The sequence below is a fragment of the Streptomyces gobiensis genome (genome assembly GCF_021216675.1).
Lineage (GTDB): Bacteria > Actinomycetota > Actinomycetes > Streptomycetales > Streptomycetaceae > Streptomyces > Streptomyces gobiensis.
In genome coordinates, this window is the sequence record NZ_CP086120.1 from 2,051,584 (window position 1) to 2,072,630 (window position 21,047).

The 21,047-nt window shown below is 71.3% G+C and carries 18 protein-coding genes, 1 tRNA gene and 1 pseudogene; 10 read left to right on the forward strand and 10 right to left on the reverse strand.

What is annotated here, in order from left to right; all coding sequences use genetic code 11:
• Positions 1–29: 29 nt before the first annotated feature.
• Both test1122_RS09355 and test1122_RS09360 read right to left on the reverse strand, forming a co-directional pair.
• Positions 30–1,553, reverse strand: a complete 1,524-nt coding sequence (locus test1122_RS09355; protein ID WP_232268694.1) for an MFS transporter — start codon at positions 1,551–1,553, stop codon at positions 30–32.
• Between the two features lie 79 nt (positions 1,554–1,632).
• On the reverse strand, positions 1,633–2,247 hold the full coding sequence (locus test1122_RS09360; protein ID WP_232268695.1) for a TetR/AcrR family transcriptional regulator: 615 nt from the start codon (positions 2,245–2,247) through the stop codon (positions 1,633–1,635).
• A 145-nt stretch (positions 2,248–2,392) separates the two neighbouring features.
• Here test1122_RS09360 and test1122_RS09365 point away from each other — a divergent pair, with 145 nt between their 5' ends.
• Positions 2,393–3,619 (forward strand): M6 family metalloprotease domain-containing protein, encoded by a 1,227-nt coding sequence (locus tag test1122_RS09365; protein ID WP_232268696.1) that lies wholly within the window; start codon positions 2,393–2,395, stop codon positions 3,617–3,619.
• Here the strand turns inward: test1122_RS09365 and test1122_RS09370 are convergent.
• Positions 3,606–4,142 (reverse strand): copper chaperone PCu(A)C domain-containing protein, encoded by a 537-nt coding sequence (locus tag test1122_RS09370; RefSeq protein WP_232268697.1) that lies wholly within the window; start codon positions 4,140–4,142, stop codon positions 3,606–3,608. The genes test1122_RS09365 and test1122_RS09370 overlap by 14 nt on opposite strands.
• A gap of 310 nt (positions 4,143–4,452) precedes the next feature.
• Here test1122_RS09370 and test1122_RS09375 point away from each other — a divergent pair.
• Positions 4,453–4,528: transfer RNA gene (locus test1122_RS09375), tRNA-Arg, on the forward strand.
• Positions 4,529–5,180: 652 nt separating this feature from the next.
• Here the strand turns inward: test1122_RS09375 and test1122_RS09380 are convergent.
• The 5 genes and pseudogenes from test1122_RS09380 to test1122_RS09400 form a co-directional block, all read right to left on the reverse strand.
• Positions 5,181–6,638, reverse strand: a complete 1,458-nt coding sequence (locus test1122_RS09380) for a SulP family inorganic anion transporter (protein WP_232268698.1) — start codon at positions 6,636–6,638, stop codon at positions 5,181–5,183.
• Positions 6,639–6,655: 17 nt separating this feature from the next.
• Positions 6,656–7,237 (reverse strand): carbonic anhydrase, encoded by a 582-nt coding sequence (locus test1122_RS09385; RefSeq protein WP_232268699.1) that lies wholly within the window; start codon positions 7,235–7,237, stop codon positions 6,656–6,658.
• A gap of 74 nt (positions 7,238–7,311) precedes the next feature.
• On the reverse strand, positions 7,312–7,713 hold the full coding sequence (locus test1122_RS09390; RefSeq protein WP_232268700.1) for a hypothetical protein: 402 nt from the start codon (positions 7,711–7,713) through the stop codon (positions 7,312–7,314).
• A gap of 229 nt (positions 7,714–7,942) precedes the next feature.
• Positions 7,943–8,120: pseudogene (locus test1122_RS09395) on the reverse strand (cell division protein ZapE); the annotation flags it as partial.
• A 1,012-nt stretch (positions 8,121–9,132) separates the two neighbouring features.
• Positions 9,133–10,026, reverse strand: a complete 894-nt coding sequence (locus test1122_RS09400) for a DUF4437 domain-containing protein (protein WP_232268701.1) — start codon at positions 10,024–10,026, stop codon at positions 9,133–9,135.
• A gap of 77 nt (positions 10,027–10,103) precedes the next feature.
• On the opposite strand from test1122_RS09400, the gene test1122_RS09405 reads away from it, so the two are divergent.
• Together test1122_RS09405 and test1122_RS09410 are read left to right on the forward strand one after the other, a co-directional pair.
• Positions 10,104–10,664 carry a TetR-like C-terminal domain-containing protein gene (locus test1122_RS09405; RefSeq protein ID WP_232268702.1) on the forward strand — a complete coding sequence of 187 codons (561 nt, stop codon included), beginning with the start codon at positions 10,104–10,106 and terminating at the stop codon, positions 10,662–10,664.
• Complete coding sequence (locus test1122_RS09410; protein ID WP_232268703.1) at positions 10,661–11,404, forward strand: maleate cis-trans isomerase family protein; 744 nt, start codon at positions 10,661–10,663, stop codon at positions 11,402–11,404. The genes test1122_RS09405 and test1122_RS09410 overlap by 4 nt, the downstream gene beginning before the upstream one ends.
• Positions 11,405–11,434: 30 nt before the next feature.
• Here the strand turns inward: test1122_RS09410 and test1122_RS09415 are convergent, their stop codons facing one another.
• Complete coding sequence (locus test1122_RS09415; protein WP_232268704.1) at positions 11,435–12,883, reverse strand: dihydroorotase; 1,449 nt, start codon at positions 12,881–12,883, stop codon at positions 11,435–11,437.
• A 291-nt stretch (positions 12,884–13,174) separates the two neighbouring features.
• On the opposite strand from test1122_RS09415, the gene test1122_RS09420 reads away from it, so the two are divergent.
• The 3 genes from test1122_RS09420 to test1122_RS09430 are packed head-to-tail and all read left to right on the forward strand — an operon-like array spanning position 13,175 to position 16,666.
• Positions 13,175–14,371, forward strand: a complete 1,197-nt coding sequence (locus test1122_RS09420) for a CaiB/BaiF CoA transferase family protein (RefSeq protein ID WP_232268705.1) — start codon at positions 13,175–13,177, stop codon at positions 14,369–14,371.
• Positions 14,368–15,195 (forward strand): cyclase family protein, encoded by an 828-nt coding sequence (locus test1122_RS09425; protein WP_232268706.1) that lies wholly within the window; start codon positions 14,368–14,370, stop codon positions 15,193–15,195. Before test1122_RS09420 ends, test1122_RS09425 begins: the two co-directional genes overlap by 4 nt.
• Positions 15,188–16,666: an MmgE/PrpD family protein gene (locus test1122_RS09430; RefSeq protein WP_232268707.1), complete on the forward strand. Its 1,479-nt coding sequence runs from the start codon at positions 15,188–15,190 to the stop codon at positions 16,664–16,666. Before test1122_RS09425 ends, test1122_RS09430 begins: the two co-directional genes overlap by 8 nt.
• A 20-nt stretch (positions 16,667–16,686) precedes the next feature.
• On the opposite strand, the gene test1122_RS09435 is transcribed toward test1122_RS09430, so the two are convergent.
• Positions 16,687–17,547, reverse strand: a complete 861-nt coding sequence (locus test1122_RS09435) for an HpcH/HpaI aldolase/citrate lyase family protein (RefSeq protein WP_232268708.1) — start codon at positions 17,545–17,547, stop codon at positions 16,687–16,689.
• A gap of 397 nt (positions 17,548–17,944) precedes the next feature.
• Here test1122_RS09435 and test1122_RS09440 point away from each other — a divergent pair, with 397 nt between their 5' ends.
• From test1122_RS09440 to test1122_RS09450, 3 genes are read left to right on the forward strand one after another with little or no spacing between them, the layout of a single operon-like run.
• Positions 17,945–19,744 carry a P-loop NTPase family protein gene (locus test1122_RS09440; RefSeq protein ID WP_232268709.1) on the forward strand — a complete coding sequence of 600 codons (1,800 nt, stop codon included), beginning with the start codon at positions 17,945–17,947 and terminating at the stop codon, positions 19,742–19,744.
• Entirely contained in the window at positions 19,741–20,403 is a 663-nt protein-coding gene (locus test1122_RS09445; protein ID WP_232268710.1) for a neocarzinostatin apoprotein domain-containing protein, read from the forward strand. The genes test1122_RS09440 and test1122_RS09445 overlap by 4 nt, the downstream gene beginning before the upstream one ends.
• A complete protein-coding gene (locus tag test1122_RS09450) occupies positions 20,400–21,032 on the forward strand; it encodes a neocarzinostatin apoprotein domain-containing protein (protein WP_232268711.1) in 633 nt (210 codons plus the stop codon). The genes test1122_RS09445 and test1122_RS09450 overlap by 4 nt, the downstream gene beginning before the upstream one ends.
• The last annotated feature ends 15 nt before the right edge of the window (positions 21,033–21,047 follow it).

Genomic DNA, 21,047 nt, shown 5'->3' on the forward strand with positions numbered 1-21,047 from the left:
AGCGGGGCCCTGCGATCCGTACTACCGGCTCAGTGCGCCATCACCGGCACCTGCTCCGGCTCCCCGTCACCGTCGGTCGGGCCCCCGGCGGCCGCCGGGCCGCCGCTCTGAACCCGGGCGTTGACCGAGATGAACGCGATCGCCGCGGCCACCAGCAGAATTCCCACGGCCCACCAGATCGCCGAGGTGTAGCCATGCACCATGGACTCCAGCCGCAGCAGCCGCTGAGCGGGCTCCGTGGTCGCCGCGGCGGCCCGCGAGGCCACGTAGGAGGTGGTGGCGCTCGCCGCGATGGTGTTGAGCAGCGCGGTGCCGATCGCCCCGCCGACCTGCTGCGAGGTGTTGACCATCGCTGAGGCGACCCCCGCGTCCTGCGGCTGCACCCCATGTGTGGCCAGCGACATGGCGGGCATGAAGGCGGTGCCCATACCCAGCCCCAGCAGCAGCTGCGCCGGGAGGATGAGTGCGGCGTACGAGCTGTCGGTCTCCAGCTGCGTCAGCATCAGCATGCCGGCCGAGGCCACCAGGAAGCCCGGCCCCATCAGCAGCCTCGGCCGTACCCGGGTCATCAGCCGGGTGCCGATCTGCGTGGAGCCGATGATCATGCCCGTGATCATCGGAAGGAACGCGAACCCGGTCTTCACCGGGGAGTAGCCCTGGACAATCTGCAGGTAGTAGGTCAGGAACAGGAAGAGCCCGAACATCGCGATGATGGCCAGCCCCAGGGAGAGATAGACCCCACCCCGGTTACGGTCGACCAGCACCCGCAGCGGCAGCAGCGGCGCCTTCGTACGGGCCTCGACGGCGATAAAGGCGGCCAGCAGGGCGACCGCGGCGATGAACATCCAGATGGTGCCGCGCTCACTCCAGCCGTGCTCCTCGGCGCGGGTGAAGCCGTAGACGAGGGCGACCAGTCCAAGGGTGGAGAGCACCACTCCGGGAATGTCCAGCGAGGAGCGGTTGCGCGCCTCAGCGGGTTCCCGGATGACCAGCAGCGCACCGGCCGCGGCGACGACCGCAAACGGGATGTTGACGTAGAAGGTCCAGCGCCAGTCCAGGTACTCGGTGAGCACCCCGCCCAGGATCAGGCCGATGGCACCGCCACCGCCCGCGATGGCGCCGTAGATACCGAACGCCTTGGCCCGTTCCTTGCCATCGGTGAACATCACCGAGAGGAGCGAGAGCGCGGCCGGGGCGAGCAGCGCGCCAAAGGCGCCCTGTAGCGCGCGGGCGCCCAGCAGCATGCCCTGACTGACGGCGGCGCCGCCCAGCGCGGAGGCGACGGCGAAGCCGATCAGACCGGTGATGAAGGTCTGCTTACGGCCCCACAGGTCGGCGATCCGGCCGCCGAAGAGCAGCAGTCCGCCGAAGGCGAGGGCGTACGCGGTGATGACCCACTGCCGATTGCCGTCGGAGATCCCGAGGTCGGACTGAGCGGAGGGCAGCGCGATGTTCACGATGGTCGCGTCGAGCACGACCATCAGCTGAGCTATGGCGATGAAGGCGAGCGCTGTCCAGCGCTTCGGATCGGGTTGAGAAGCCGGTTCAGGCATGGCGAGGCCACCTCTTGGCGCAGATGAAGAAGAAAAGGACTGAGTGCTACTGAGCGCTTAAGTGCTTAAGTGCTTACGGTCAGGCGGTCTGCCGGAAGTCCTCCAGGGTCGCGGGCCGACCAGGCAGCCGGGACCTCGCCGGGGCGCGCAGCCCGTCGAGGAAGAGCTGCACATGGCGTTCCATAAAGCGTTCGAGCTGTGTGCATGCCGTGCCGGGCAGCGGCCGGGTGAGCTGGCTGAGGGCGACCATGAGGTCGCCGGCAGCCACATCGGTACGGACCTGATCCGCTCGCTGCGCCCGGTGGAGCAGCTCCTGGACCACCCCTTCGAGCCGTTGCCGCGCGGCGAGCAGCTCGCGGTCGTCGGCGTCAAAGCGCTGGGAGAGCAGCGGGCAGAGCGCCCCGATCCGCTCGGTCATGGCGCCGAAGACAAAACAGCGCAGCGCCTCATAGGGGTCGGCCTCCGCATCGAGGGCGGCCCGGGCGCGCTCGGCGATACGGCCGGTGACGGCGAGGACGACGCCATGGACCAGCGCGTCGCGATCCGGGAAGTGCCGGTAGAGCGTGGCGTTGCCGACACCCGCGCGGCGGGCGATCTCGTCCAGCGGCGCCTCACCGCCCAGCTCGACAAAGATCTCCCGGGCGGCGGCGACGATCCGCTCCCGGTTACGTGTCGCGTCCGCCCGCATCCCCATGTCCTCTCCTCCCCGTTCGCAGTCTGCCCAGCTAAACGGGGAAGTGTTCCCCGTTTATTTCCCGGCGGTCTGTGCCCTGCCTCACACTCCACCCAAGCGGCGCACCCAGATGGCGGAGTCCCCGTCCACCGCGGAGCATCAGCCCATGGAGCCGATAGCCCGTCCCCGTCGTCGTACGGCACTCGTCGCCGTCGGAGCACTGGCGTTCTCCCTGGGCGCCGTCCCCGTCGAGGCCAACGAACGTGTCCGCCCTGGAATGGCGCCCTCCGGCCCCTGTGCCCTGCCCGGCTATACGGGGGATGTCTCCGAGGCCATGCCCACCCCGCACGGCTACGCCCGCTCCAGCGGCACCGTGCGAGCACTGACGCTCTTCATCGACTTCCCCGACGCGCCCGCCGAGGGCAGCACGCGGGAACGCTACGCGGAATTCCTCCCGGCAACCACGGATTATTTCGCCGCCAGCTCCTACGGCCGCCTGGACTACCGGCCGGTCCCCGTACACCGCTGGCTGCGGATGTCGAAGCCCTTCGCCGCGTACGGCATAGACCGCGGCACCCGCTGGCGGGAGGGGAGCAACCGGGGCTACGACCTCCTGATACGGGAGATCGCTGCCGCCGTACGGGGCGACATCGACTTCGCCGACTACGACCTGGCCAACATCCTGGTCGCCCCCAACGCCGGGCCACCGGCCACCGAATCCGTACTCTCGGTCTCCTTCGCCGGCTATCCCCTCCTTCCCTCCCTGCGCAACATCAGCTTCATCTGGAGCCGCCAGACCGGACCCAGCGCCTTCCGGGTCCTCCCCCACGAAAACGGCCACACCTTCGGCCTGCCCGACCTCTACTGGACCCGGAAGGGGAAACCCCCGCTACTGGCCGGGCACTGGGATGTCATGGAGTCGGACTGGGGGCCCACCAATGACTTCCTGGCCTGGCACAAGTGGAAGCTGGGCTGGCTGGCCGCCGACCAGACGGTCTGCGTAACCCGCTCCGGTGTCACCGAGCACCGGATCACCCCCAGCGCCCACCCGAACGGCCTGAAGCTGGTAGCCCTCCCCATCGCCCCCGGCCAAGTCCTCACCCTCGAAGTACGCACCCGGAGCCACCTGGACCAGCTCGTCTGCCGCCCCGGAGTGCTGATAGCCCGGATCAACACCCGGGCCCGCAGCGGCCAGGGCCCCGTACGGGTCTCCGACTCCCGTCCCGACAGCGGCGGCTGCCTCACCCGGGACGACCCCAGCCTCCACCCCGAACTGACCGACGCCCCCTACACCCCGGGAGACACCTACGCCGACCACCGCACCGGCATCCGCGCCCAGATCCTCACCGCCACCCCCACGGGCACCCACCGGGTACGGATCATCCGCCCTTAGCACCCTCAGGGGCGTACGTGGCGTATTCGCCGGTACCCCGGACGACCTCAACGTCCAGCGAAACCCGGCCGGAACGCCGGAACTCAAAGACAACAGGGTGCACCTCACCCACCTGGGGGGCGCGGCCGGGCGCCCGGACGATGGCGGTCGTCGCGCCCGGTGCGCCGAGCAGAACGATCCCCCCGGCGGGGATCTCGGGCCCGGGCGAGGCGTCGGGGTTGGCCATCTCGCCCTTTCCCGGCGTCAGTTTCGCCGGAACCCCAGGCGAGCCCAGTCTGACCCCGGTCAGGGTGTCGTCGCGGGTGCCCCGATTGGAGATACCCGCGAACACCGACACCGGCCAGCCGCCATCAGGGCTGGTGACCAGCACTACGCCCTCAATATTCAGCTGCCCCAGCATGGTCGACGGCGGGTTCGGTCTGATCTGCGACGTCTCGGCTTCCGTACCAGCCCCGCACGACGCCAGGAGCAGCAGCCCGATGACCGCAGCGACGGTGCGGAGCAGCGGTCGAGTGCACGTCACAGGCACGGGTACTCCTCCGGAGTGGCCAGCGGTGGCGGGGCGGCAGCGTCGGTCCCCGCAACCACGCTCCGCGCCCCACCCCCCACCCGCAACCGGAAGTGCTCCCTCCGGACCCCGAGCACCACCCCCTGAACGATCACGCACCGCAGCCCACTCACTCGCCCGCGCCCCAATCCGCTAGTCTGTCCGTCGAGCGTCCTCGCAGCCAGGGAGCCTTAGCGCGCCCGCAGGGGTGAGAGCGCCGCTCGCACCACTTGCCAAGACCCGGGGAAGCGCGTCGCGCGTCTCGCCAGGGTTCCAGCAAGCCGTTGCCTCCGTAGCTCAGGGGATAGAGCACCGCTCTCCTAAAGCGGGTGTCGCAGGTTCGAATCCTGCCGGGGGCACCACAAAATTTGCAGGTCAGCGCACTAAAGGCCTTCCAGGGAAACGCTCTGGAAGGCCTTCGGATGCGTAATGGGAACATCCTGGGAACATTGAACTGCGCGTTAGTCGCACTTCGGACATTCGAACGGGCACGGTCAAGGGGACTCCCGTCACCGCGCGCGCTGGAACCAGGCCTACGGGAAGTGACCTGCTTCGAAGGGCCGCCGCTGGGTCAGTCGGTGCTGGTGTCGTAGAGGTGGCTGCCTGGGCTGGCTGATCGGGCGCGGGGGACGGGCGACGGGTGAGACGTTCGAGCAGCGGGGCGGTCCCGAGAGGGCAGTCGGCGATGGCGGCCCGCTTCGGGAACGAGCCTCACGAAGTGGACAACGTTGCACCTCGGAAAGCGTCCCGCCACGCCCGACTGGCCTGGCTGGCGAAGAGGCAAGACCCTCCTCGCAGGCCTTGACGGCGCCCGCAGCGCAGGGCGTCACTGCGAGGCCTAACCAGGCTCGGTAAGGGCACGGTTGTGCCCACGCGGTCGGATGACAGCCGTAGCGGCCGACCCTCTGGTGTCGCGGAGGGCCGACCGCAGGTTGCGGGGTGATTCGTTTCCCAGGCCGTCAGGCCGGGCGGTAGGCAACATGGGTTGCGTACCGCCCCGCCTGGCCTAGGGTGTCAGCTCGCCGAGGTGACCTTCACCGGCTCGGTGCCGGTTTCGCTGTGCCGCTCGGCCCAGTTCTCCAGGGCCGTGCGGCAGGCGTGGTCGAGGTGGTGCAGCCCGGACAGATCCAGCTCGACGGGCCGGTCCTGGGGCAGCGCCTCCAGGCTGCCGAGGATCTTCGGCAGGCGCAGGAAGGTCGCGTTGCCCGACAGGTACGCCTGGATCGGGCCGACGCCCTTGTCGATGACCTCCAACTTGAGGTGCGAGGCTTCCCAGGCGGTCTTGATCACCGCAAGGGCCAGGCCGATGAGCACGCCCTCGAACATGTTCACTGCGACGATCGACACGGCGGTGACGATGAGGATCAGCGCCTCACCCTTGTGGTCCCGCCACAGCGTCGCGATCTGGCGGAACGGGATGAGTTTCCAGCCCGCGTGGACCAGGATGCCGGCCAGGGCGGGCAGCGGGATCAGCGCCAGGGCGGAGGGCAACGCGGCGGCGAACAGCAGGATCCACACGCCGTGCAGCACCCGCGACGCCTTGGTCTTCGCGCCCGCCTGGACGTTCGCGGAGCTGCGCACGATCACCGCAGTCATCGGCAGCGCGCCGAGCAGACCGCATACTGTGTTGCCCGCCCCCTGGGCGATCATCTCCTTGTTGTACTGGGTGCGTGGGCCGTCGTGCAGCCGGTCCACGGCCGCCGCGCTGAACAGCGACTCGGCGGAGGCGATCAGCGCGAACGCGATGATGGTGCCCCAGATGGCCGGGTTGGCCAGCTCACCGAAGGCGTCGGACCCGGGCGGCTGGATGACGCCGAGCAGACCCTCCACCTCGACCGTGGCGACCGGCAGGCTGAAGGCGAGCGAGGCGAGAGTGGCCAGCATCACCGCCGCAAGGGCGCCGGGCACGGCCTGCACCTTCTTCGGCATCTTCTTCCACAGCACGATGACGGCGACGGTGCCCGCGCCGATCGCGAGCGAGGTCAGGGCCTCGGTGCTGCCGAGCGCGTCGGCGAACGCCCCGGGCAGGCCCACGATCTTGCCGATGCCGGTCTCCGGGGCCTTCAGGCCCGACGCCGCGTAGAGCTGGCTGGCGATGATCACCAGACCGATGCCGCAGAGCATGCCCTCCACGACGGCGACGGATATCGCCCGGAACCAGCGGCCCACCCTGAGGAAGCCCATGGCGAGCTGGAGCAGCCCGGCCATCAGCACGATCACGCCGAGCGCGGCCACTCCGAACTCGCTGACCGCCTCGAAGACCAGCACGGTCAGGCCTGCCGCCGGCCCCGACACCTGAAGACTGCTGCCGGGCAGAAAGCCGGTGACCAGCCCGCCCACAATGCCGGTGACCAGGCCCAGCTCCGCGGGGACACCGGAGGCGACCGCCACGCCGACGCACAACGGCACAGCGACCAGGAAGACGACGATGGAGGCGGTGAAATCCTGCCGCAGGTAAGGGAACCTCGACATCACAGTCATGGTGTCCCTCACAGCGCCTCGAACGTGTCGGTCTCCGCGCGGTGTTCGCGCACGGCTCCGGTGTGCACCTCGTAGTACCAGCCGTGCACCCGGAGTTGGTCCGCCTGCAGGCGCTTCTCGACGCAAGGGTAGGAGCGCAGCCGCAGCAGCTGCGTCAGGACGTGGTGCTGCACAGCCTCGGCGACCGTCGGGTCGGCGGGGTCGGAGCACTTGGGCTCGTCCGCGGCGTGCGTGAGCCAGTCACGCACGGCGGGTACGGCGTTCAGGTCATCGCCGCGCACCACAGCGCCCACGGCGCCGCAGTGCGAGTGGCCACAGACCACGATGTGCTGGACGCCGAGGACCTCCACGGCGTACTCGATGGTGGCCGCCTCACTGGTGGGGTGCTCGGAGGCGTACGGCGGGACGATGTTGCCCGCGGTGCGCAGCTCGAAGAGCTCGCCGGGGCGGGCGCCGGTGATCAGGGCCGGGACGACTCGGGAGTCGGCGCAGGTGATGAACAGGACCTCTGGCGACTGGCCTTGGGCGAGGTCCGCGAACTCCTCAGGGCGCTGTCCGAACGTGCGGGCGTTGTCGATGAGGGGTTGCATGATGTGGTGATTCCTCCTGGCGCGCCGTGGGGGCGCGTCGGCTTACAGGACAGGTAGGGGGACTGCTCTGCTGCTCAGCAGCGGAACACCTGAAGTGCCGGCAGTGAGTGGGCTGCCGAGGCTCTCGACGTGCGGTGGTGCGCGGTACGGGATGTGCCCGGCTCGCCCGCTTTCGAGGCCCCCTGCCTCAGGTGTGGACGGTCGGATGCCTCGGGTGCACAGTCGGCGGCAGTGCGGTACCGGTCGCGGGTGCGCAGGGGACCGGTCGGGTCCCCGTGACGGCTGGCGTCCCGGCAGGTGACGATCTCGTCGCGCAGCGCCTTCCCGGAGGGCTTGATTCCGGGCTGACTCTTGGCCACGGCATGACGGGCCGTGTGCGCGGATGCGAAGGACGCGGTGGGCGCGAAGACCTGAAGGCCGAGCAGGACGGCGGCGAGGATCGACACCACGGTCCGGGCCGTCGTACCTCGGAACATGAGCCTCCCTCCAGGTAGTTCACGTCTCTAGAGCATGCCAACGCTTAGTCAATGATCAACCAAGAAACACAATAACCCTGCAAAATCATTTGCAGGGTTAACTTAAGGTTTCGACCTGAAGAGAGCCTGAAGGCGTGTCGTGGGTGGCGTGAGCTGGCCCTTGATGTGCTGAAGTTGGCCGCCCGGGGCCCGGACACGAGCTCGACGAGCCGCTGGGCGTCCAGGTCGGCGCCGTCAGCCGGGAGATTGCCCGGATGCCCCTTCCTGCGGTAGCCGCCCTTCAATGTCCCCTCGCTGAACAGCGGGCCGAAGAGCAGCCCGGAGGCCAGGACCGGCACCTCAACGGCGTACAGCCGGTCTGCGAGGACGACAAGCCGCAGCGCCGTCGACTGGTCCGGCGCCAGCCGATGCCCGGCGTCCCGGTCGTCGGCGTTGCCCGGAACGCCCTGCCGCTCGCCGACTGGCTCACCGACACGCCACTGCCGTGGCTCTGTGCGGCTGGGCCACAAGAAGTGGATCGGAGCCGAACGAACTGGCCGTTGACACAAGCCTTGAAGAACCACAGGGCACGACGCCAACGCGCCCAGCAGCGCCTGGCCCCAGAAGTCGCCGCCGTACGGCACCTGGGGGAGCCTGGAGACAACCCAGGCGGAGCAGATCCTGTTCCGAACGGAGCAAGGACGAGCTAGCCTGTGATCAGGCTGCTGACCTGCGAATACGGCCACTGGCTCAACTCCCGGCCAAGGGAGCGAGCCTGTTTACTCCTCCAAAGCATCTGCGGTGCTCAATGGAATCCGACTGGGCGGCGAACCTGCGTAGATACCTCTGCCAACTCTCGAAGACCGTCCCACATGCCCTCGGCTGGGAACCTGATGGGAACAGCAAGATAAAGAAGGCCCGCGAAGCATCGTGAAAGATCACTCCCCCGCCTTCCCCCATCAGGACGCCGACCTGCGAAAACGGCGAAACATCAAGCCAGATCAGGCAAGACGAGTGAGCTAATGATCACGCTCCTAAAGCGGGTGTCGCAGGTTCGAATCCTGCCGGGGGCACTGCATTTGCGCAGCTCAGAGCGCAAAACTGGCTCCTCGCCCATTCGAACGAGGAGCCAGTTTCGTGATCAAAGTCCACATAGGGCCCACGCTCGCCGTAATGAAGTGTTCGAGTGACGGGACGCACTGCTAAGTGCGGACGCGCCCGTAACCACGCCGGCGGACTTGACTCCGCCAACCGAGCACCCCCGGCGATGCGCTCGAGCGGCCGTGCTCACCCCTGGGGTCGAACCCGCCTCCCCCTCTGTGGCAGCAGCCGCTCCGGAACCAGCGGGGTGCTGTCGTGGGCACACGCCGTCCGCCGCGACACGGACACGGCGGTGGGCTGGCTCCGCTTCCGGCGCTGAACGGAGGGCCGGGCGCGGCTTCACTGCCGCGAGGGGTCCTCCCACGGGCCGATGCTTTGGGAGCGTACGGGCTCGACGAAGCGGGGCGGCACGGTGTCGGGGTGGTCGGGCCCCCAGTTGAGCGCCTCCCCCCGCATGACCACGCGCGCGTTGCCGGTGTACCAGTCGACGAGGTCGCTGTCTGAGCGGACGAGCCAGGTGCAGCCCTTCTCGGCGTCCGCGGTGAAGTCGCCGTGGCGGATCAGCGGCGGACGCCAGAAGTAGGTGCCGGGCCACATCGTGCCGTAGTTGTACGCGAAAGCACCGTCCAGGCAGTAGGCCTCCTCACTGCACGGGTGGTGTGCCAGCGGCTCCTCGCGCCACCCCGGCTTGGCCTTGATGAGGCGGGTGTAGAAGCCCGTCTTCTGGTCGCGGTGCAGCAGCTTGATGAAGAGACCGGGCACCGGCGTGCCGCCGAGGTCGAAGCGCATGGGGCTGCCGTCCTTGACGTCGATCCACGGCATCTCGGAGGTCCGGAGCACGATGAGCTTCTGGTCCTCGCGCACATCCGGACGGTCGCGGTCGGCGAGGTCGAAACCGCAGTCGCCGTGCTCACGGAAGAGGAGTATCTCCGTTCCGGCGGCGACCTCGACCGGGGGCGTGCGGACGCCGGCGGGCGCGGTCCAGTACCCCTCGGGGCCGAGGGTCGTGTCGCCGATCGTGACCTCGCCCGACAGGACGTACCACTCCGTGTCCGCGTGATGGACACCGGCGGGCCGCGACCAGTCGCCGGTGAAACGGACCTTGAGCGAGGCCGAGCCGTCCTCCTCGTCGTAGCTGAGGTTGCGTTGTTCGGCCGTCCCCGTCGCGCGCTGGAACTCGGCGGGGTGCCAGATCAGGTCGCGCTCGTCGACGAGCTCCACGTGTGGGCGCATGGTCCTCCTCCACTGGGGTTTCCGATGCAGACCGTATCGCTTATCAAAATGCGGTGCAAGATGTATCGTCAATACGCATGACGCGACCCGGCCGGCCCGCGGGGCCCACCGACGACACCACGACGACCGTGCTGACCGCCGCCCTGGAGCTGCTGCTCACCGAGGGAGCCGCCGCGCTCACCCCGCAGCGCCTGCACACCGTGACGGGGGTCTCCCGCTCGACCGTCTACCGGCATTGGCCCACTCCGTACGCCGTGCTGGCGGCTCTCATCGACGTCGCTCCGCTGCCTTCCCAGGAGCCGACGGGCGACGTCGCCGCCGACCTGCACACCGAGGTCGACCTGCTCTGCAACCGACTGCGCGACAAGCCCGTCGGGGGGTTCCTGCAGGGCCTGAGCGCCGCGGCGTCCATCGACCCGGCCACTGCGGAGCTGCGGCGCCGGTACGTCGAGGATCTGCTGGTTCCGTTCCACCACGTGCTGCGCGCCGCCGGAATCGGCCGGCGGGACCGCGAGGACGCCGTGGCGGCCATCGCGTCGCCGCTGCTGGTGGACGCCCTGCTCCTCGACCGGCCCACCGGGCGGGCCAGGGCGCACCGCACGGTGGACGAGGTGCTCGCGAAGCTGGTGCGCGCATGACCAACGCCGTCGGCCCACGCGCCGTCTTCGGGGTCGTCGTACCCAGCACCAACACGGTCGTCGAGCACGACTACTGGACCGCGGGCGTCCGCGGCGTCGCGTACCGCGCCGGTTCGATGTACATCCCCGATCCGGTGATGGGTGACGACCGCGGCTTCGAGGCGCTGCTCGGCCAGATCAGGGCGTCCATCGGCACCGCGGTGCGGGACGTCCTGACGGCCGTGCCCGACCGTATGGTCATGGGGATGTCCGCCGAGACCTTCTGGGGCGGCGTCGAGGGAAACGCGGCGTTCGAGCGGCGGTTGCGCGACCGTACGGGACTGCCCGTGACGACGGGCGCGAGTTCCTGCCGGGCGGCCCTCCGGGAGCTGGGCTGCCACCGGATCGCGGTCTTCTCGCCCTACCAGCCGGTGGCCGACCGGGAGGTGGGCCGCTTCTTCACCGAGGCCGGGTTCGACGTCACCGCCGTGACCGGCCTGCGCTGCCCGACCGCAATGGACATCGCCCGCGTCCCGGACGAGCGGCTGCGGCAGGTGGTGGGCGAGCTGGACGGGCCGGACGTCGACGCCATCGTGCAGGTCGGCACCAACCTGTCGTTCGTGGCGCTCGCTGACACGCTCGAAGCCGAACTCGGCAAGCCGCTGATCGCCATCAACAGCGCGACGCTGTGGCACGCGCTGCGCGAGCACGGCATCGACGACCGCGTCGCCGGGGCAGGTCTGCTGCTGCGTGAGCACTGACCCCCCGGCTGCTCCGGTCGCTCCGGCGCGTCAGCGGCGGACATACCTGCCCGAGGGCTCGCCCACCACGACGCCATCGCGGTAGGCGACGCGGCCGCCGACGACGGTGGTGACCGGCCAGCCGCGCAGCTCCACTCCGTCGAACGGGCAGTGGTCCTGGCCGGACAGCAGGAGGTCCGTGGACACGGTCTGCCGTCTGTCGAGGTCGGCCACGACGATGTCCGCATCGGCGCCCACCAGCAGGGAGCCCTTGCGGGTCAGGCCGTACGCGCGTGCCGGGTTGGCGGACACCAGCTCGGCCACCCGGTGCAGCGGCAGGCCGCGGCGGTGGTGGCCTTCGGAGAGCAGCACCGGGTACAGCAGCGCGGTGCCGCCGAAGCCGGGCAGGGCGGGCCACAGTTCGTCCCCCTTGTGTTCCTCCATGCAGCAGGCGTGGTCGGAGGCGATCCAGTCGATGTCGCCGTCGAGCACCCCGGCCCACAGCGCCTCGTTGTCGTGCCGCGTGCGCAGGGGCGGGTTCACCTTGGCCCCGAGGCCGGCAACCGCCGCGTCGAGTGACGCGTGGTCCAGGCACAGGTGGTGGAGGGTGACCTCGGTGCGTACGTCGAGGCCGGGGTGGCTGCGCCGGGCGATGCGCGCCGCGTCGAGCGCGTCGGCACCGGAGAGGTGGAGCAGGTTGACCGGGCACCGGGCAGCCTGGGCCAGCGTGGTGGCCTCGCCGATGGCGACGCGTTCGGTGAGCGGCGGTCGGCCCTGGTGGTAGGCGGCGAGGGTCTGCGGATCGCCGTTCTTGCGTACGCGGTCGATGAACAGCCGCATCAGTTCGGACTGTTCGCAGTGCAGCGACAGGGAGACACGGCGCCGCCCGGGGTCGGCGGCGCCGGCTGACGCGACGCCTTCCATGAGCTCGAAGAGGTGCCCGAGATCGTACTCCTGGCCGTCGTCGGCCATCCGGAAGGACTTGGCGTCACGGGAGCTGGAGGCGAGGTTGAAGCCCTTGTAGAACATGTAGTACTTGAACGAGGTGACGCCGTGCTCGACCATCAGGCGCGGAATCTCACCGATCTGGTCGGTGGTTATCGGGGCGAGGTGGAAGCCGTAGTCGGTGAACGCCCGGCCGGCCACGGCCCGCAGCACCTCGGGAAAGATGTCCTCGTAGCGTCCGGTGCGGTTGAGGTAGTGCTCTCCGGTACGGAAGTACGACAGCACGGTGGTGGCGCCGCCGACGAGTGAGGACCGGGTCTCCTCGTAGGCGTCCAGCGCCAAGTCGCGGTAGATGCCCAGGTGGTAGTGCGCGTCGACGGCACCCGGCAGGACGACGCGGTCGGTGGCGTCGACGACCTCGTGGGCGTCGGCGGTGGACAGGTCGTGGCCCAGGGCGGCGATGCGGCCGTCCTTGACGGCGAGATCCGCACGCACCTCGCCCACATGGGGCTGGATGAGCGTGCCGTTCGTGATGAGCAGGTCGTAGCGTGCCATGCCTCGGGGCTGCCGGGAGCAGCCCCCACCCCCTTCGATGCCGGTGTAAGTCGGTGACGGTGTGAGTCGGTGACGGTGCCTCGGGGTGTGCGCTCGATGGGGCGGGGTGCTGGGACGTGCGTGACGCGGATGGCTCCGGTCGGCCGCCGAAGGCCCCTTACTTAAACCCGCCTGTTTCCAATGATGGAACAGCGTTCCCCTGTCGGGACGTGACGGCACATGCTAACTTCGGCAATCCTGTTCCACAACAAGAAACTTTATTTCACCTCACGGAACCGGGAGGCGAAACCCATGTCCGACGGACCCTTGCGCGGCGTCTCCGTGCTCGACTGCGCGACGCTCTTCGCCGGACCCCTGGCGGCGACGATCCTGGGTGACTTCGGGGCAGACGTCGTCAAGGTCGAGCACCCGCGCAAGCACGATCCCGCGCGTACGCACGGCCCCGCGAAGGACGGCATCGGCCTGTGGTGGAAGTCGCTGGCCCGCAACAAGCACACGGTGACCATCGACTTCGGCGGGCCGTCGGGGGCGGCCCTGCTGCGCCGGCTGGCCGCGCGGGCGGACGTCCTGATCGAGAACTTCCGCCCCGGCACGCTCGAACGGTGGGGTCTGGGACCGGACGTCCTGCATGAGGTCAACCCCCGGCTCGTCGTCGCCCGGGTGACCGGCTTCGGCCAGTTCGGTCCGTACGCCGGGCGCCCCGGGTTCGGCACCCTCGCCGAGTCGATGAGCGGCTTCGCCGCCGTCACCGGCGAACCCGACGGCCCTCCGACCCTGCCGCCCTTCGGGCTCGCCGACGGCGTCGCGGCGCTCACCCTGGCCGGTGCCGTACAGACGGCGCTGTACCACCGCGACGTGCACGGCGGTCCCGGCCAGGTCATCGACCTGGCCATCATCGAACCCCTGTTGACGCTGCTCGGCCCGCAGCCCACGGCGTACGACCAGCTCGGCATCGTGCCGGAACGCACCGGCAACCGGTCGGTGAACAACGCACCGCGCAACACCTACCGCACGCGCGACGGGAAGTGGGTGGCGGTCAGCACCTCCGCGCAGTCGGTCGCCGAGCGCGTGCTGACCCTGGTCGGTCACCCCGAAGTGACCACCGAGCCGTGGTTCGCCACCGGTTCCGGCCGTGCCGCGCACGCCGACCTCCTCGACCGGTACGTGGGCGACTGGATCGCGGGGCGCGACCTCACGGACGTCGTCGACGTGTTCGACAAGGCCCACGCCGCGGTGGCGCCCGTCTACGACATCCGCGATGTCTTCACCGACCCGCAGTACCAGGCGCTGGACTCGCTCACCACCGTTGAGGACGACGAGCTCGGACCCGTGCGCATGCAGAATGTCCTTTTCCGCCTGTCCCACTCCCCCGGCGCCATCCGGTGGACGGGACGCGGCCCCGGGGCCGACAACGACGCGATCTTCTCGGGCCGGCTGGGCCTCGACGTCGACGAGCTGGCCGCACTGCGCGAGGAAGGTGCCATTTGAGCAGCGGGACGAAGACGACCGGTGCCCTGTGGGAACTGGCCGCCCGCGCCCAGGTGTTCGACCTGGCGCAGCCCATGCGCCGCGGCATGCCGCAGTCCCCCAATCACCCTCCGTACCGGATGCTCCTGGAGCGGCGGCATGGCGACATGGTGCGGGCGGACGGTGGCTCGGCGGCCAACGAACTCATCGTCACGGGCGGCCATGTGGGCACCCACGTCGACGCACTCGCCCATGTCTCTCAGGACGGTTGCGTCCACGGCGGTGTGCCCGCCGGGGACGTGCAGGGCCACGAGGGCCTCAGCGCGCTGGGCATCGAGGAGTTCCCCCCGTACGTAGGTCGCGGCGTACTCCTCGACATCGCACGCCTGCACGGCGTCACGACCCTCCCCGCCGGGCACAAGGTGACGGCCGGCGAACTCGCCGCCGCCGAACGCGAAGGCGCGGCCGTCCGCCCCGGCGACGCCGTGCTCGTCTCCACGGGCTGGTCACGGCTCTGGCACGATGCCGACACCTTCGTGGGCACCATCGGCGGCGCTCCCGGGCCCGGCACCGAAGCGGCGCGCTGGCTGGCCGACCGGGGCGTGAGGCTGGTCGGCGGCGAGACCATCGCCTTCGAGCACATCGCGCCCGGCAAGGGCCACGCCACCCTCCCGGTCCACCGGATCCTCCTGGTCGAGGCGGGCATCCACATCGTCGAGACCATGCGCCTGTACGGACTGGCCGACGCGGGCGCCGCCGAGTTCCTCCTGGTGCTCGCCCCTCTCCCGCTGGTCGGCGCCACCGGTGCCCCGGCCCGTCCCCTGGCGGTGGTGGAGCGTGGCTGACGCGACCGGCACACCGGCCGTGCCGTACGCCCACCGGCTCGCCGCCTTCGCCACCGCGGCCCGGGACGAGCCGCTGCCGCCGCCGGTCACGGCCGATGTCCTCGGCCGGATCCTCGACACCGTCGGCAACTGCCTCGCCGCGCTCGCGCAGGACGACGACGCCGAGGCGCAGGCCGCCGTCGGGCGCGTCGCGCGGCGGGCCGGCGGCGTACCCGAAGCCTCGGTGATCGGCTCTGCGGAGCGGCTGCCCGCCGACCGGGCCGCTCTGCTCACCGGCACGCTCGCCCACGCGCTGGACTTCGACGACACGCATCTGCCCTCCGTGCTGCACCCCTCGGCGTCCGTGGTGCCCGCGGCCCTCGCCGCGGGCGAGGCGGCCGGTGCGTCAGGTCGCGAGCTGATCGCGGCCGTGGCCGCCGGCGGTGAGGTCTGCGTACGCCTCGGGGTCGCCTCGTACGACGCGGCCCTGCGCAACTCGGTGTTCTTCGAGAAGGGTCTGCACGCCACGTCGATCTGCGGGACCGTGGGCGCCGCCGTCGCCGCAGGGCTGCTCTACGGCCTCGACGGCACTCGGCTCGCCGACGCCATCGGCATCGCATGCTCCCTGGGCGGGGGGATCATCGAAGCGAACCGCACGGGCGGGACCGTCAAGCGCGTCCACTGCGGATGGGCCGCACACGCCGGCGTGAGCGCCGCCCAGCTGGCCGCCGAAGGGATCACCGGGCCGCCCACCGTACTGGAGGGGCGCTTCGGGTTCTTCCGTGCCTACCTGGACGACGCCTGGCAGGCGGGTCCGTTCCTCGCCCGCCTGGACCGGATGGACGAGGCCGGTTCGTGGGAACTGCTGCGCACCGTGTTCAAGCCCTATCCCTCCAACCACTTCACTCACCCGGGGATCGACTGCGCCCTCGCCCTGCGCGCTGCCGGGCTGCACCCGGACGCGGTCAAGTCCGCCGAACTGGGGGTCGCGGCGGCTCCGTTGCGGACCGTCGGCGCGCCGCGTGAGCTCAAGATCCGTCCCACGACGCCGTACCACGCGAAGTTCTCCGGCCCGTACACCGTCGCCTCCGCGCTGATCGGCGGCGGTGGGCTGGGCCTGCACCTCGACGACTTCTCGCCGGAGGCGTTCGCGGACCCACGGCGGCTCGCGCTGGCGGAGAAGGTGAGCGTGGTCGTGGACGAGCAGTGCGACGAGGAGTTTCCCAGGTCCTTCAGCGCTGTGCTCCGGGTGCGCACGTACGACGGGCGGCACTGGGAACACCGGGTGCGCTCCTCACGCGGCGGACCGGGGAGCCCGCTCACGCTGAACGAGCTGGAGACGAAGTACCGGCTCAACGCGGCACGTGTGCTGCCGGAAGAGGCGGCCACGGCGCTGGCCTCCCGGATACGGGCGCTGCCCGGCCGCGGCGACCTCCACGGTCTGCTGCCCACGCACACCGGGCGGTTCGCCCCGGGCGGCCGGGGCGGGTAGGAGGTACGGGGCGGCACCGGTCATACGGCTTCGCCCGCTGCGAGGATGCGGCGGGCGCCGCGTACGACGGCCTCGTCGATCATCCGGCCGTCGTCGGTGAGCACCGCCTGCCCGGCCCGCACGGCCGCCTCGTACCGGTCGACGAGCCGCCTGGCCCGGTCCACCTCCGCGGGCCTGGGCGTGAAGACCTCATGCACAACGGCCAGTTGAGCCGGGTGGACGCAGGCACGGGACCGGTAGCCGAGCCGTCGCAGCCCTTGCGTGGAGCGCCGCAGGGCGTCCGCGTCGCGGTAGTCGGTGAAGACGGGACCCACGGGCGGGCGGATGCCGGCGGCGGCGGACGCCAGCAGCACGTGGGTACGGAGGGCCAGCAGTTCGCGCTCGTCCTCCCCCGGTTCCATGTCCAGTTCGGCGCACAAGTCGGCCTCGCCGAGTTGGAGTTGTACGACGCGTGGTGCCGCGGCGGCAATGGCGGGGGCCGCCAGCACCGCCGCGGCGTCCTCCAATAGCGGCGAAACCGCGATCCGGCCCACGGCGATGCCGGCCTCACGCTCGCGTTCGCCGAGGACGGCGTCCAGAGCGCGGACCTGCTCGGGCCCGGCGCACTTGGCCATGCACACGCCGTCCAGAGCCGGGGCGGCAACCGCTCGGGCGTCGGCGTGGCCGGCCGCGCCCGGGTTGATCCGCACCCAGAGGGAGCACGACCCGCCGGGCCGCTGTGCGGCGATCCAGCGAGCGACCTGGTCACGGGCGGCTTCCTTCGCGGTCGCGGGCACGGCGTCCTCGAGGTCGACGATGACGGCGTCGGCGCCCCGGGTGAGGGCCCTGCCGAGGAGTGAGGGCCGGTTGCCGGGCACGTACAGCCATGAGCGCGGGGTCACGGACACTCCATCCGTTCTCGGGCGCAGCCGCCCATCGGTACCGCACACCTCAACGGGCACCGCACGCCGCGGCCAAAGCCGGGTCGGGGTGTCGGACGAGTGCCGGCAACCGTATCCACGCCCGGTTGGGGGGTCAAGACGAAATTTGTGCCGACGTTTCGCCAGCCGATCCAGCGTTTCCCGCGCAAGGCCTTGACAGTGAGGCGCGACGCGGGCTGTATAGGGGCCGAATAGGTAACTAAGTTTCCCAGACAGAAACGAGTTTCCGGCCCCACTCGCGCTCCGGGAAGGAGCACCCCATGACCGCTCAGCCACGCCGCCACCGCGTCGTACGCGGCGGGGCCGCCCTGGTCGCCGTCGCGGCCGCCGGTTCTCTGGGTCGGGCGAGGTGAGGGCGGTGCGGCCGATCCGGTCCCGGCACGCCGTGGACGCGCTCACCGGTGCCGCCACCGGACTCGTACCCGGCGCCCTGGTGGTGGGTGCTCCGCTGCTGAGCGGTGTCGTCGGGATGCCCGGCTCGGCCATCCGCTACGTCCTGCTGTCCGCGGCGCTGCTGAGCGGCCTCACGGCGGCGGTGGCCGCCCGGCGGCGCCGCCGGGCGGTGTCGCTTTCGGCCACGGCCGCCGCCCGGTGCGCCGCGGCCGCCTGCCTGCTGACGGCCGCCGCGGGGCTGTGGCCGTCGGTGGCGGTGTTCTGCACGGCGGTCCTGGCGGCGGCTGTCATCGGCGCCCCCGCGCTGTCACGGCACCGTGGTACGACGCCGTGGTACGCGGGAGCCCTGGCCGGTCTGGGCGCGGCGGGGGCGGTGACCGGAGCACTCCCGGACCGGCCCGGCACGGCGCTCGCCGTGTGCGGCTGCGCCGGAGCCGCCCTGCTGATTCCGGCGGCGGTCGGCGGCGACGGGAGGACGGCCCCTGAGGAGGGCGTGGTCCTTGTCACGGGCGCGGCTCCCGGGACGCGCGGACTCTCGGCGTCGGTCGGTGCGGGTACCACGGCCGCCTTCTTCGCCGCGCAGGACCTCTACGTCTTCCGGTGGGAACTTCTGGGCGGATCCCTCGCCACGTCCACGGCGGTCGCGGCAGGAGCGGCCGTAGGCCTCTTCACCGTCGGGGCGGCGGCCGCGTCCAGCAGTCGTGCTCCTTCGCCCGCGAGGCTGCCACTGCTCCTGCTCGCCCTGGGCGCGGCGGTGACCGCCTGCGCGGCGGCGGCGACCGCCTGGCAGCTCACCCTCGCGCTCGCGGGTGTGCTCGCGGTGGCGGCCGGGTGCGCCCGCCTGCTGTGCGCGGGCCCGGTGCCGGGCATCCCGCCCGAGCAGCACGCCAGGTGGGCGGTGGTCGGTGCGGTGGCCGGGGCGGGGATCTGGGAGTCGGCGGGGCGGCTGGTCACGGCGGGCGACGCCCTTGTCCTGGCTGCCCTGTGGCCGGTGGGTGCCGCCGTGGCGTGGACGGTGCACGCGCACCGCCGCGCTCGGGTGACCTCCTCCGTACCGGATGGCGAAGCCGCCCTCGCGGCGGCGGACCTGACCGTACGCCAGGGGCGGCGGCCGGGCGTGAAGCGGCTGTGCCTGACGCTGGCGCCGGGGGAGGTCGTCGTCCTGTACGACGCCGGGCCGGGGCGCCGGGCAGGCGCCGTGCTGCGGGCGCTGGCGGGTATCGCGCGGCCGGGCGGTGGCCGGTACACCGTCCACGGGCACGATATCCGCCGCACGGGCCCCGCAGCACGGTGGCGGCTGGGCCTGTCGGCGTTCCTGGACCCCGACGACGCCACGACGAAGGGCGCGCTGCCCCATGTCACCTCGGCCGAGAGCGTGGGCGCGGCTCTGCGGGCGGCCACGGCGGCGTACGGCGACGCCGGTCGGGCCGGGGAACCGACGGCGGCGGTTGCCGAGGCGTTCCCCGCGCCGGCGGTCCTCACCGGCGCTCCGCTCCACGCGCTGGAACCGGCGGAGCGCTGTGTGCTGGGCCTGGCCCAGACCTTGATCGCCGGTCCCCGGCTGCTGCTGCTCGATCTGACGGCACCGGCTGCCGCGCCGCTCGCCCACAACCCGCGGATCGCGGACGTGGTGCGCCGTGTATCGGCCCAGGGCACCGCCGTGCTGGTGGCCGCGCCGGGACCGGCTCCTGCCCTGCCCGGCCGCGTGGTCGATCTGCCGGGCCCGGCCCGGCGCGTACGGCATGACAGAACGGCATTGTCATGAGACTTCTCGCGCCCGGCTGGTCCGGACGGGCGGCCCCCGCCGCCGCGATGGCGTGCGCCCTGCTCCTGTGCGGCAGCACGAGCGCCGCCGCGGCTCCGAAGGAAGGGACGGCGACGGCGAGGGTCTCCGCAGCCGTCGGCCTGACCGAGGGACAGAAGATCACCGTCACCGGTCAGGGCTTCCGGCCCGGCCTCCCCTCGGTCGCCGTCGGCCTCTGCCGGAAGGGTTACACGGGCACCAAGGACTGCGATCTGGGCGGCGGCGCCACACTGGTCAACATCGACGGCTCCGGCCGGCTGCCCACGGTCACGCTCACCGTCCGGGCCAGGTTCGCCGGCGTCGACTGCCGGACCGCCGCATGCGTGGTCGGCATCTCCCCGCTGCCGTCCGCCGCCCCCGCCGCTCTGCGCGCCGCCAACACCGTCGACATTCCCGTGGGTTTCCGGGGCGGCACCGTGCCGGGCGAGCCCTCGGGCACGGGCAGCGCCGCCACCGGCACGGGCGGCGGCACTGCCCGTGCGCCGGATGCGCGCTGGGGCGGGCCGTCGACCGCGCTGTGGGCGGCGTCCACCGGCGTGACCGTGCTGTGCGCCGCCTTGGCCCTCGTCTTCCCGCGACGCAATCGATCCCCACTCCCCCACACCGGAGGTACACCATGACACCCCTATGGCTCTCCCGTTCCACCGCCGCCCTCGCGGCGGCAACGGCCCTCGCGGTCACGGCTCTTGCCGCTCCCGCCGCAGCGGCGCCCTCGCTGACGGTGAGCAAGTCGACCGGTCTGGTGCCCGGTGACAAGGTCACCGTTTCCGCGAAAGGGCTCAGCCCCAACCAGCCGTTCGTTCCGCTCGGGCTCTGCAAGCCGAACCCGGCCGGACCGACGGACTGCGCGACCGCACCGGAGTCCTCGGTCATCGGGAAGACGGACGCGTCCGGCGTCTGGCACAGCGCGTCGTCCAACGGCACCACCGCCCGGATCACCGTCAAGGCGAAGGTGGGCGGCGTCGACTGCACCGCGAAGGCGGGGGCGTGTGTCATCGCCGTCTCCATCACGGCGACCAGGGAGCTGGCCCAGGTGCCGCTGACGGTCGGCGCGGGCGGCACCACGTCCCCCTCGCCCAGCACTCCCCCGGCCACCAGCGGCGCCACCACGTCCGGCGGCGTCGGCAGTCTCCCGGAGACCGGTTCCAGCGACGGGATACCCGTGGCGCTGCTCGGCGGCGGCACCCTGCTCGTGCTGGGCGCCTCGGTGATGCTCCTGGTGCGCCGCCGACGGGCCGGCACGGACTGAAACCGGGCCGGTCGC